Origin of the sequence: Paenibacillus sp. IHB B 3084 (assembly GCF_001447315.1) — a bacterium.
In the GTDB taxonomy this organism is placed as follows: domain Bacteria; phylum Bacillota; class Bacilli; order Paenibacillales; family Paenibacillaceae; genus Paenibacillus.
The window spans coordinates 2,634,023-2,646,858 of record NZ_CP013203.1 but is presented as its reverse complement, the minus strand read 5'-3'; the positions used below and the strand labels follow the sequence as shown (position 1 = coordinate 2,646,858).

The 12,836-nt window shown below is 49.9% G+C and carries 12 protein-coding genes and 1 pseudogene; all 13 read right to left on the bottom strand.

The features are described from left to right. Positions 1–4: 4 nt before the first annotated feature. Positions 5–847 (bottom strand): ABC transporter permease, encoded by an 843-nt coding sequence (locus ASL14_RS12345; RefSeq protein ID WP_044648126.1) that lies wholly within the window; start codon positions 845–847, stop codon positions 5–7. 2 nt (positions 848–849) lie between these two features. Further along, on the bottom strand, positions 850–2,019 hold the full coding sequence (locus ASL14_RS12340; protein WP_134911785.1) for an extracellular solute-binding protein: 1,170 nt from the start codon (positions 2,017–2,019) through the stop codon (positions 850–852). Between the two features lie 98 nt (positions 2,020–2,117). Continuing rightward, positions 2,118–3,149 (bottom strand): ABC transporter ATP-binding protein, encoded by a 1,032-nt coding sequence (locus tag ASL14_RS12335; RefSeq protein ID WP_134911784.1) that lies wholly within the window; start codon positions 3,147–3,149, stop codon positions 2,118–2,120. A gap of 28 nt (positions 3,150–3,177) precedes the next feature. Further along, entirely contained in the window at positions 3,178–4,002 is an 825-nt protein-coding gene (locus tag ASL14_RS12330; RefSeq protein WP_025683712.1) for an ABC transporter permease, read from the bottom strand. Positions 4,003–4,247: 245 nt separating this feature from the next. Next, entirely contained in the window at positions 4,248–5,534 is a 1,287-nt protein-coding gene (locus ASL14_RS12325; protein ID WP_134911783.1) for an adenylosuccinate synthase, read from the bottom strand. A gap of 379 nt (positions 5,535–5,913) precedes the next feature. Next, complete coding sequence (gene dnaB / locus ASL14_RS12320) at positions 5,914–7,272, bottom strand: replicative DNA helicase (RefSeq protein WP_014278975.1); 1,359 nt, start codon at positions 7,270–7,272, stop codon at positions 5,914–5,916. Positions 7,273–7,274: 2 nt separating this feature from the next. Next, positions 7,275–7,718, bottom strand: a complete 444-nt coding sequence (rplI, locus tag ASL14_RS12315; RefSeq protein WP_014278976.1) for a 50S ribosomal protein L9 — start codon at positions 7,716–7,718, stop codon at positions 7,275–7,277. Next, the gene (locus tag ASL14_RS12310; RefSeq protein WP_134911782.1) at positions 7,715–9,703 is read right to left on the bottom strand and encodes a DHH family phosphoesterase; all 1,989 of its coding nucleotides are present in this window, start codon (positions 9,701–9,703) and stop codon (positions 7,715–7,717) included. Before ASL14_RS12310 ends, rplI begins: the two co-directional genes overlap by 4 nt. An 11-nt stretch (positions 9,704–9,714) precedes the next feature. Further along, the gene (locus ASL14_RS12305; RefSeq protein ID WP_223264294.1) at positions 9,715–10,347 is read right to left on the bottom strand and encodes a DUF2232 domain-containing protein; all 633 of its coding nucleotides are present in this window, start codon (positions 10,345–10,347) and stop codon (positions 9,715–9,717) included. Between the two features lie 27 nt (positions 10,348–10,374). Beyond that, positions 10,375–10,605, bottom strand: a complete 231-nt coding sequence (locus ASL14_RS28010; RefSeq protein ID WP_223264293.1) for a hypothetical protein — start codon at positions 10,603–10,605, stop codon at positions 10,375–10,377. Positions 10,606–10,636: 31 nt separating this feature from the next. After that, the gene (locus ASL14_RS12300) at positions 10,637–10,939 is read right to left on the bottom strand and encodes a MazG-like family protein (RefSeq protein WP_134911781.1); all 303 of its coding nucleotides are present in this window, start codon (positions 10,937–10,939) and stop codon (positions 10,637–10,639) included. 121 nt (positions 10,940–11,060) lie between these two features. Beyond that, positions 11,061–11,489 (bottom strand): CBS domain-containing protein, encoded by a 429-nt coding sequence (locus ASL14_RS12295; protein WP_134911780.1) that lies wholly within the window; start codon positions 11,487–11,489, stop codon positions 11,061–11,063. A gap of 46 nt (positions 11,490–11,535) precedes the next feature. Further along, a pseudogene (locus ASL14_RS12290) lies at positions 11,536–12,593 on the bottom strand (LCP family protein). Positions 12,594–12,836: the final 243 nt, after the last annotated feature.

Below are 12,836 nucleotides of genomic sequence, written 5' to 3'. Positions count from 1 at the left end.
CCGTCTAGCTCGCATCCGCATCCTTCACCATGGTCCGAATATAAAAGTAGCCCATAAAAGAACACAGCAAAAACATAAACACTGCCATTGCGCTGGCTGTATGCGTCTCCTGATAGCTGGAAAATACCTGCTGCATCGCGACACCCAGCACCTGCGGCGAATTGGCGCCGATCAGGAACGGAGCCGTGAAGCTGCCCATAATCCCCATAAAGATGAAGGTCACCGCAACCCACATCGTTTTGTAGGAAAGGGGTAAAATAAAGCGCCCAAACAGTTGCAGCGTGCTGGCTCCCGCGTCTCTGGCACTCTCTACAACAGCGTTTGGAATGCTGGCCAAGGCGGAGCTTAGGAGCATCGTGGCGAACGGAATGTTAAACCACAGATTAGCCAGCACCAGTCCTTTGTAGTCGTAAATAATCCTCGGAATGGTTTCAATACCCAGCGGCAACAAAAGGCGTGCAGCCCAGCCATGATTGCCGTACATCGTAATGATCGCATAGGTTGCAATTACGCCGGGAACGAACATCGGGACAAAATACAATCGGCCGATCCATTTGACGACAAAACCTTTTCCAAATCGCAGATAAATCGCCAAGGCGTAGCTGATGACTAAGGTAAGGGCCGTCGAAACCAGCGTGACATTGATTGTATATATAATATTTTTTCGCATCGCAGGCTCCGTGAACAGGCGGATATAGTTCGCCAGCCCGTAGCCTGTTCCATGCTGATCTATCAGGCTTTCCTTTACGGCATAGAGAATCGGAATAATGACGACGACCAGCAAAATGAGAAAAGACGGGATGACCAGGGCAAGCCCCAGCATCCCCCTTTTGGACGATGAACTCATGATCAACCGCCCGCTACTTCACTTTGCCAGCGTTTGTAGATTTCCTGCTGAAGCTCGCCACTGTTGAAGCTGCGGTATCCAGAAGATACACTGTTGAATTTTTCTTGCAGTTCACTTGGCATCAGATTCCACTTAATCCCTGGATAACCGTACATTTTGTTGATAACAACCGTTTGCGCTTCTGGCGTCAGCACGTAGTTCAGGAATTCTTGTGTTGCTTCTTTTTTGGAGGAAAGCGAAGGAACCATCAGGTAAGAGGGACCGCCTGTAAAAGCAGGGTCAATCTGTGTCAGCTTCACCGTGTCTGGAAGCAGACCTTTAGCCAGTTGTTCGAGCGCCATATCGGACCAAGCCGGAACCATGTCCACCTCTCCACTTGCCAAAATATCAAGCGTACCTTGGTTCTTTTTCGGATAGACTCCCTTTTGGTACATCGAAGGGCCCAGGTCTTTGAGCAACGAGAAGCCTTGATCCCATTTCTTCATATTTGCCGGATCATCACTGTTCATCGCCTCTGGAGGAAGGAAATTATAGATAACCGTGTTCACAAACGAGCTACCCGATCCACCCGTGGACGGGTCGTTATAAGCAAATTTTCCCGGGTGCTGACGAATCCACGTATACAGCTCGTCGGCTGTTTTCGGAGGTGTCGCCACTTTTGCGCTGTTGTAGGCAAGGACAACCGAAGAGGCACGGTATGGAATGGCCTGATTGTTTACTTGCTTGAGATACGTTTCATCGACATTCTTCAAATTGGGAACCTTGGCAGTATCGGCTGTTTCCCACAGCTTTTCGCCTACCCCTTTGGTGATGTCATCCAGACTGCCTTCGTACAGGTCGATATCTGTATCGGTTTGACCGCTTTTCTTGGCTGCGATCAGACGATCCAGCGTAGATGCGCCCCCGGTTCCCGCTGGCAAATACACCAGTTTGACCTTAACGTGATCATTTTTAGCTTCAAAGTCCTTGATTAACGTTTCCCACAGTTCTTTGACGTTCAAAGAACCGCCAGTGTATAAGGAGATTTCCGTCGTTCCCGTAGCTGCTCCCGCTTTCGTATCCTTGGCTTCCCCTGTAGCCGTAGCGGCATTACCACCGTTTCCACATCCAGCCAACAACGATAAGCTAAGCACCCCGGACAAAATCAGACCCATCTTCTTTTTCCCAAACACGTTGTTGCCTCCTTTAGATAGTTGCACAAGTTCGCAGCATCACCAGATGATGCGTTCATGATGGACAATGATGCGATGTAGAGGTTGATCGTGAATCTTCACTGTGCTGCTGGAAAAGTAACAATTTTACTGAAGCTGAATCTGATTTGCTCTCCACTGCGCAGCTCGGCCGCCCGTTCACGCGGCACAAACATTTTCAGATGATCGGTACCGCTATCCAGCGAAACCTCCGCATAATGCCCGAGAATCATCACTTGTCTGATCGTTCCAGCCAGAGAGCCGTTTTCTTCCGTCGTCAGAACAATATCCTCTGGCCTTACACCGACCATGGATTCACCTGTGTATTCATGCTCCTGTGCAAACGGTATTCCGCTCACGGAGACACTGCGACCTGTGCTCACCCCCTTTAATAAATTGATCCGGCCAATAAAGCCTGCTACAAAAAGCGATTGTGGCTTGTCATAAATCTCCTGCGGCGAAGAGAGCTGCTCAATCCGACCCGCATTCATAACGACAATCCGGTCGGAAATGGACAGCGCCTCCTCCTGATCGTGAGTGACGAACACCATTGTCATCCCCGTCTGGGTCTGGATGTCGCGCAGCTCCTCCCTCATCTCCATGCGCAGCTTCGCATCGAGCGCGGAAAAGGGCTCGTCCAGCAGCAATACATCCGGCTTTAGCAGCAGAGCCCGAGCAAGTGCTACCCGCTGCTGCTGACCGCCCGAGAGCTGCCCCGGCGTTTTACGCTCTGCTGTCTCCAGCCGAACCAGCGCCAGTGCTTCCTTTACCTGACGGTCGATTTCCGCCTTTTTCACCTTGCGAATCTTCAACCCGAAAGCAAGGTTGTCATACACCGTCATATGCGGCCACAAATTATAGCTTTGGAACACCATAGCGGTCGGGCGCTTTTCGGGTGGCAGCTTGAGCACGCTTTTACCCTGAATCTGAATGTCGCCACTGTCCGGGTCCAAAAAGCCGCCAATGGAGCGAAGCACGGTTGTTTTACCACAGCCGGAAGGACCGAGTAGCGTTACAAGTTCCCCTTTCATTACGTCAAGTGAAATGCCCTTGACTCCGTCCCCCGTCTTAAAGCGTTTGGTTAACTCACGAATGGATAATTGAATGGACATTAGCTTTGGCTCCTTTTTACCAATTGCGTTATTTCACCTGGAATCCCCCAGCCAGCACATCCGCACTTACGAAACGCCTTGCTGCAAGCAGTAAGATCACCGTGGGCAAGGTCAAAATGACGGAGAATACTGCACCGGTTGTGCTCGGATAATCCGCAATAATGGAATACATGATGACAGGCATCGTTTTATAGTCCGGTGTCCCGACGAGCAGCGTTCCCTGCGCCTCATCTAATGAAGCGAGAAATGTAAAGATGGAAGCGACCACAATGCCGGGCAGCGCCATGGGGAACGTAATTTTCCAGAAAACCCGTAGCGGTCCCGCCCCGGCATCCCGGGCAGATTCCTCTTGAGCACGATGGACGCTGCGGAACGCAGAGGAAGGAATCCAGGTCATGTACATCAGGGTGTTCACCATGTGGATCAATACAATGCCCGTAAAGGTGTTCATCAGTCCGAACTTGTAGAACAACACCGCGATGGACACGTACAGCCCCATTTTCGGAAAAGCATGCGTGAGTAAAAATGAAAACAAAAACCACTTACTCAGCGGAAATGAAATCCGCGCGAAGGCGTAGGCAGCGGGAACACATACGATAATCGAGCAGACTGTAACGGTAATGGCGATCAGGAAGGATAGAGATATAGAGCTAAGCACATCATCCTGGGTTAATACAAACTTCCACCATTCCAGTGACAAGCTCTGTGGCAACGGTGCAGGATACTGCCATTTTCCCGAAACCGCCAGCAGCAACAGGTTAGTCAGAGGCCCCAGGAAAAAAATGACGAAAATAACGAGCACGATGAACTCCATAATTTTGCGTGTGCCAAGTGAGCGAAGATACCAGTTCATAATTCATCCCTCTCAAGACGTCTAGACGTCCGAATCTCTTTCTATCTGGATTATAGAGAGGGTTTGTTATCACAAATCGACATGGGCGATAAGATTTTGTAAAGGGGACGGAAATCAGAGGAACGCTTTTTACATAAAAAAAGGAGAGGGTGGCTTTTAACAGCCTCTCTCTCCTTGAACGTGCAGGAATAGCTATACAATTGAATAGACATAACGCCTTAACAGATGAAAACAATTCTGCTGTCTTACAGGTAAATCGGAAGCACCTGGTTCGTTTGGTCACGGTTACGACCAACAGAGAAGATTGCAATTGGAATACCTGTCAGCTCAGATACACGTTGTACGTAATTGCGAGTAGTCTCAGGCAGTTCCTCCAGCGTTTTCACGCCAGTAATGTCTTCGCTCCAGCCTGGCAGTTCCTCGTATACGGCCTCGCACTCCGCCAGCATTTTCAAACTAGCCGGATAATGCGTAATCACCTCACCGCGATACTTGTAGCCTGTGCAAATTTTCACCGTTTTCAGGCCTGTCAATACGTCCAGCGAATTCAAGGACAAACCTGTAAGTCCGCTGACACGACGGGCATGACGTACAACCACACTATCAAACCAGCCAACACGACGAGCACGACCTGTAACGGTACCATACTCATGACCTGTTTCACGGATGTAATCGCCGATTTCATCATTCAGTTCCGTTGGGAATGGACCGTCACCGACACGAGTTGTGTACGATTTGGCTACACCAATGACCTGTTGGATCTTGGACGGGCCTACACCGGAACCGATACATACGCCGCCAGCCGATGGGTTCGAGGACGTAACGTACGGATACGTGCCTTGGTCGATATCGAGCATAACGCCTTGCGCGCCCTCGAACAGTACCTTTTGATTCGCATCAATCGCATCATTCAGCACAACAGACGTATCCCCTACATAAGGACGAACAAATTCTGCATACTCCAGGTATTGTTTCAGTATGTCTTCCACATTCAGCGGCTCGCCGCCATATACCTGTTCGATCATCTGATTCTTTTCCTTCACTTGAAGGCGCAGCTTCGTTTCGAATTCCTCTGCATCCAGCAAATCAGCAATACGAATACCGTTACGAGCAGCTTTATCCATATAAGCAGGGCCGATCCCTTTACGCGTAGTACCGATTTGGTTAGGTCCTTTGCGGTCTTCTTCCAGCACATCCAACGTGATGTGGTATGGCATAATAACATGTGCACGGTCACTAATGACCAGATTTTTCGTAGAGAAGCCATTATCGTGAATGTAAGTAATTTCTTCAATAAGAGCGGCGGGATTAACTACCATGCCGTTGCCAATGACACACTTTTTATCTTCATAAAAAACGCCGGATGGAATCAGGCTCAGCTTGTACTTTTTACCGTCAATGAGAATCGTATGACCAGCATTGTTTCCGCCTTGGTAACGGGCCACTACTTCAGCGCTTTCCGCCAGATAGTCCGTAATTTTACCTTTGCCTTCGTCTCCCCATTGTGTTCCCACAACGACTACAGTTGACATGTTTCATTCCTCCGTGGAGTGCCCACAGACACTCTGATTTTGAGCTGACGCGCTGCGCATATCCGATTTCAACCGCCTGAGCGGACAGATAGGGAGCGTTCTCGGACAGCAGGAAAAAACGTCCGTCGCAGACATTCCGTAGGTACGGAAAGCCCCGGGCGTAATGATCTCCCCACTGCGTTGAAGCAGCACTATAAGTGTAACAGCACCATTTTTCAAAGTCAAATAAAAAGCGAACATTATATCACATGAAAATAGTATTGTTCGTAATTGAGAGTTTCGGACCTTATATAAAAACTTATGAATATCGTATGTAAAAGGCCCCTTCGACATTGCGAGAACCGCGTCGAAAGAGCCTTTTTTCAAATATATCATTCCGTTATCCAGCGAACGCATCCGAATGGGCACGCTCGTAATTGGCGAATTTATTATAATTTTTGAGAAACACCAGCTCTACCGTACCGACCGGGCCGTTACGTTGCTTGGCAATGATAATCTCAATAATATTTTTCTTTTCCGTTTCCTGATTGTAGTAATCATCCCGGTACAGAAACGCGACGATATCAGCATCCTGCTCAATGGAACCGGATTCCCGCAAGTCACTCATCATCGGCCGCTTGTCCTGACGCTGCTCCACACCCCGGCTCAACTGGGAAAGGGCGATTACAGGCACTTCCAGCTCACGGGCAATTTGCTTCAAGGTCCGCGAAATTTCGGATACCTCCTGCTGCCGGTTCTCGCCCGATTTCCCGCGCCCATGAATGAGCTGCAAGTAGTCGATCACGATCATGCCGAGTCCTTTTTCCGTCTTGAGACGGCGGCACTTGGCACGGATATCCGCAACCGTAATACCCGGCGTATCGTCGATATAAATTTCAGCCTCCGACAAGGCTGCAATGCCCATCGTCAGCTTCGCCCAATCGTCGTCGCCTTTAAAATCACCTGTCCGCATCACGTTCGCATCCAGATTGGCCTCGGCGCAGATCATCCGCTGAACGAGCTGGGCCGCCGACATTTCCAGACTGAAGATAGCAACCGTCTCCTTCGCCCGAACCGCAACGTTTTGCGCAATATTCAGGGCGAACGCTGTTTTACCTACGGATGGACGAGCTGCCACAATGATCAAATCATTGCGCTGGAAACCCGCCGTCATCTTGTCCAAATCAACAAAGCCGGATGGAATCCCGGTCGTATTGCCCTTGTTCTGGTGCAGCAATTCCACCCGGTCGAACACTTCCATCACGACATCGCGGATGGCAATAAAACCGCTGCCCGAACGCCCGTTGGATATCTCCATAATCTTGCGCTCGGCATCGCTCAGCATACCGGCAACGTCCTCGCCACCGCTATAGCCTTCGCTCACAATCTGCGTAGCTGCACGAATCAATCGGCGGAGCATCGCCTTTTCTTCAATAATCTGAGCGTAGTAATCCACGTTGGCCGCTGTCGGCACCCCGTGAGCCAGCTTCGCCAGATAGCTGACGCCCCCGATATCCTCCAGCTGACCCTTGTCCTGAATTTTCGAGGTCAGGGTAACCAAGTCTATCGGCTGTCCGGATTCACCCAGCTCAATCATCGCTTCGTAAATCATCTGGTGAGCCTTATCGTAAAAATCCTCGGTCTGCACCCGCTCCATCGCTGTAATCAGTGCTTCGGACTGGAGCAAAATGGACCCAATAACCGCCTGTTCTGCCTCCAGGTTTTGCGGAGGAATCCGATCGAAAAATTCGCCGCCCATAATTATTCTTCGGTCACCTGTACCTTCAGCGTAGCTTTGACCTCAGGATGAAGCTTAACGGTCATTTGAGTCACGCCCAACGTACGAATCGGTTCTTCCAGCTCGATTTTGCGTTTGTCCAGCTTAATCCCCGTCGCAGCGACCGCCTCCGCGATTTGCTTACTTGTAATCGCTCCGAACAGTCGACCGCCTTCACCAGCTTTTGCTTTAAGCTGAACAGTTGTGGATTCCAGCTTTTTGCCGAGTGCCTGCGCCTCTTCTTTTTCCTCTTGCTTGCGCTTTTCCTCAGCAGCGTTCTGGTTCTCCAGCGTCTTCATATTCCCTTCCGTCGCCGGGCGGGCAATACCACGCGGCAGCAGGAAATTCGCTGCGTAACCGTCCGATACTTCCTTAATTTGACCCTTCTTGCCTTGGCCCTTCATATCTTTAATAAAAATCACTCTCATTCAAATAACCCCTCTTCCCCATCAATTTCGGCCAGCACGTCGACCACTCTGCGTTCGGCTTCCTCCAGCGGACAATCCAGCTGAACCGCCGCATTCGTCAGATGTCCTCCGCCGCCTAGCCGTTCCATGACGACCTGTACGTTCATGCGTCCGAGTGAACGGGCGCTGATCCCCACCAGGCCGTCAGGACGTTCACTGACCACAAAGGAGGCCAGTACATCCGTCATATTGAGTAATGAATCCGCCACCTGAGCAATCAGGAGCTGCGGTATCTTCTGTCCGGGCTCTGTCACCGCAAGCGCGATGTGCCCATATATCATTTTAGCATGCTTAATAATTTCCGCCTTAGCAATATATTCATCCAGGTCCTCTTTTAACATGCGCTGGATCATGACTGTATCCGCCCCGCTACGTCGCAAAAAACCGGCTGCTTCAAACGTACGTGAGCCTGTATGCAGGGAAAAATGCTTGGTATCCACCGTAATCCCCGCAAGCAACGATGTCGCCTCCAGCGGCGTCAGCTGAACCTTCTCATGAATATATTGCAGCAGCTCCGTCACCAACTCACAAGCCGACGACGCGTACGGCTCCAGATAAATCAAAACAGAGTCGTTAATAAACTCCTCGCCCCGACGATGATGGTCTACAACGACCACCCTGCTCGCCGTCTGCACCAATTTCGGCTCAATTGTCATCGAGGCCTTGTGCGTATCCACCACGACCAGCAGGCTATGCTCGGTCATCAGCTGGAGCGACTGCTCCGGCGTCATGAGCGCTGCCGACAGATTCTCGTCCTTGTTCACCTGCTCCATCATCCGGTCGATGGACGGATTGGATTTATCCAGCACGATGTGCGCCTCTACGTTGTAGAGCGCTGCGGCCTTCCACACCCCGATGGCCGCTCCCAGTGCGTCCATGTCCGGTATTTTGTGCCCCATGATCAGCACGCGATCGCTCTCCTGCATCAGATCACGCAGCGCATGCGCAATGACCCGCGCACGCACCCGTGTACGCTTTTCGACAGCATTGGACTTGCCGCCGTAAAAAGATAGACGCTGTCCGGCTTTCACCGCCGCCTGGTCGCCGCCCCGTCCGAGCGCCATATCCAGACTGGACTGAGCCAGCTCGCCCAGCTCTTTAATGCTCTCCGCGCCGAAGGACAAGCCGATGCTCAGTGTCATCGGCACCTTCAAATCGGCCGTCATTTCCCGTACCGTATCCAGAATGACGAATCGACTTTGCTCCAGCTCCTGAAGCGCCTTGTGATTCAGCATGATGAGATAACGCTCGGATGACAAACGGCGCAAATAAATATTGTACTGGTTCGCCCATGATGTAATCTCGCTCGACACCTTCGCAATAAGCGCGGTACGCTGCTGATCGTCCATTCCCTGAGCGGCTTCATCCATATTATCAAGCATAACGATGCCGAGCGCCAGCCGCTCGTTCTCATACTGCTTGCGCAGCACCGCCAGCTCCGTTACTTCATACAAATAAATCAGACGCTCATCCAGCACGATAAGGAACTGATAGTAGCGCTCATCATGCTGTAGCTCCACCTTTAGCTCACGAACTGGCTCCTTCGTCTCCTTTTTGGCGCCCAAAGCTCCTGCCAGTTGAGGAAAGAGGTCCTGAAGCGGCTCGCCTATCAGTGACTGGTCCTCGAACATTTCCCCAGCGAACCGATTGTGCCATTCTACCGTTCGATTTTCGCTGTATAAAATGATGCCGAACGGCAGTGAGCTGATCGCTTCCCCTTCCACCCGCTTGATGCGAAAGGAAAGGCCGCTGATATATTGATTCAGTTCCCGACGGAAATCCAATTCCGTCTTCAGCATCAGCCCGCCGAGCAAGAATGACAGCACCAGTCCCATCACACCCAGTTCCCAGTTATACATGGAAATACATATGACAAGCACCAGCAGCAGTAAAAACGCCCAGACGGTATGATAGCCGTGCCAGCGTTTTTGTAGAAATTTAGGCATGACTGTTCACCCTATTTCTTTGATCTTGTAATAGCTTCACGCAGCGGAAAGGCCAAATCAATAATACCGATAATGCGGAGCGGCTGGAACACCAGAACGACGAGCGACAGCAGCAACGCGATCACCGGGCTCATTTTACGACTATGCGTCCAGAAGTAAATAAAGCCAATCGTCTGGATAATAAAACACGCATGGATCAGCGGCAACATACTAACAGAAACCGCCTGAACCCAACTGCTGTCAGAGGACATGGCCATCCACTCAAACACAATCGCCAGCAGGTAATACCAGATGAGCGCGCGTGGCAGCCTCCATTCTCGGGCAGGCTTCATTTTGCGCACAGGCACATCAAGGCTACTCAATGCCGGACGCGCCAGAGCGTGCGTGATCACAGCCAGTAAAAACGAGGTCAGGATCAGCACATATGGAACTTTGCCGATCATCATCGTACCGAGTCTCTGTGTATCTTCTGCTGTCCAATTCATGCCTGGAAGCATCGGATTGCCATTTAAGATTTGCTGTACCAGATTTGCCGATATAGCAGCCTGATCACGAAGATACTGCGAAAGATCAAACCCGAGGGCATACGTAGCAATGAGTAGCACAACCAACAACTCGGCTAAAATCACACCCGTTCCGGTCATCAACGCCTGAAAAGCAGGAGCTCCCTTTTATATACCCGTCCCATTAACAAGGCTGGGATCAGGCAATAAATCGCTGGAAGCAGTAAATATACATCTTGTAGCGCTATAATCAACAGCACCGGTATCACATGAATCAGAAATCCTTTGAAAGGCAGCGATGAAAACAATACAACGCCAGGCACAATCAGCAAAAATACGGTAAAGATTCTTAAGGGTGTCAATAGAGACAGCAGCAGAAGCAAATAAATAACGCTCCATGCTACAGTTGCCAAGCGGAATTTCAAAGTTTTCACCTCTTACGCATATGTTCTTCCAGTGCGGAAATGTCCTGATACCAATCCTCCAGCTGGTGTCCTTCTTTTCTGTGCTTTCTTAGCTTGTCGATGAGGAGATCATCCAATTCACGGTAAGACACCCCGAGGCGTCTTCCCAAAATATAACTGCTCATCATCAGGCTCGCCAGACAATCGCCAATGCGGGCTGTACTGCCTTCCCACATCGCTTTAAACAGCCGGGATACCTGTTCAAGTACCTCTGTTTTGAGCCATTCAATCACCTTGGCCCGCTTAACTACATCCAGTTCTTTAGGCATATGATGAAGAGTCACACCCCTCTGAAAAAGCTTTATTCTCCATTATAGCATATCCTATTCTGAAAATAACTGTTACCCCATAGGGTAAATCGTTATTTTCAGAGCAACTATGCTGCTTTCTTTAAGATAACGAGTTAAGTGATTCTCTCGACACAAACTTTTCACAATATTCAATAATCTGACTACGGCGGACAATGCCGATAAACCGTTCCATATCATCCACAACAGGGACAAAGTTCTGCACCTTCGCCAAATTAATTAAATCCTCCATATTGGCATCAATGGACACCGGCTTTATCGAAACCCGAAGCGGGACGTCCTTGAGCATGAACTTCGAAGCGTTTTCAAAGGTAATTTTTCCCTCAGATTCTTTCATATGCCACAGCAGATCACCCTCTGTAACCGTGCCGGTATATCTACCTTCCTTATCCAAAATCGGAACCGCCGTGAACCGGTGATACTCCATTCGCTCCAACGTTTGCCGTAAAGTTGCATCCGCCGTGACAAAAGCAACCTCTTGTTTGGGAAGCAAGAAAAAAGCGATATTCATGAGAAACGAATCCCCCTCAAAATCAATTGTAAGATCAAATGATTACTCACTGAATGTCCTGCTTGTCGGGAAGCTTCAGCGTCTGCGGGGTTGTGCCGGAATCCAGCCAGTTTGCAATCATGAGTCTGGCGTATTCGAGCTCCTGTTCATTGGCCCGGTCATAATACAGGCCCTTCTTCTTGAAACCTTCCCCCGTAATCGTAAAGCTCGAAATTTGTGGTTGCCCCTGCGAAATGGCCTGCTTGCCAAGCCCGGTAATAAAAGTAGGCTCCATATCCGTCTTGAAATTGGCCCCCATAATATCGAGCAGCTCCGGAATCTTGGAAATCCCGTTGATATTCAGCAGCTTATCCGCCATTGCATTCAGAAAAATTTGCTGCCGTTTGGTACGGTTAAAGTCGCTGTCTTCCCTATATCTAACATAATACATTGCTTCTTCACCATTATAAAGCGGCTTGCCCGCCTCGATGCGGAACTTGATATGCAGCGGATTTTTATTCTCAATCGGCTTATCAATAGGAAGTTCAACCCCGCCTACCACATTTACAGCATCCTGAATACCTTGAAAATTAATCGTAGCATAATAATCGGCCTTATGCTCCATCAGCTTCTCTACCGTAGCCATGGACATATCTTCGCCTCCGAACGCATAAGCATGCCCCAACTTATCAAAATCATCCTCACCGTCATGATTTGGATCATGTCCGGCAATCTGGACATACGTATCCCTTGGAAGGGAAACCAGAAGCACACGCGATTCCGCAGGCCTTACAGCCGCATAAATAACCGTATCCGAGCGGCCACGCGCCTTCTCGTTCGGCCTTTGGTCGGTTCCAAGCAGCAGCACCGAAAACGGCTCTTTCCGATAAGCAACCGGCTCCGGCTGCTTCTGTCCCTCCGACTGGCGCGGCTGAAAGGACTTCTCCAACTTGCTCTCCAAGGTCGGAGATACGAACCAGTCAAAGGCCACCAGCGTCAGCTGTTTACGGAACAGATATCCTCCCGCCGCAATCAGAAACAAAACAATACATGAAATATATAGAGCAGTAAACCTTTTTTCTTCTTAGGCTTTCCGCCTGTCCTTCTCCTATGTCTTCTCTCCATAACAGGTTCCTTCCTTCTTTACTTCGATAAATCCCATCTCTTCATTAAACCGAATCAGTTCCTTATGAAGCGGAAACTTCCCCCCACAGCATAAAAGGTCTGCTACCTTGTTGTCAAAAGTACCATGTCGTAGCCAGCCCCTCGCCACCACATTCACGCCAAAAAAGGCTTCACCCTCACGGTCAAAGCCTTGCTTGATGTTTATAGCCCGTATCCTATGTAGCTTTTAAAGTCGTTCCTTAC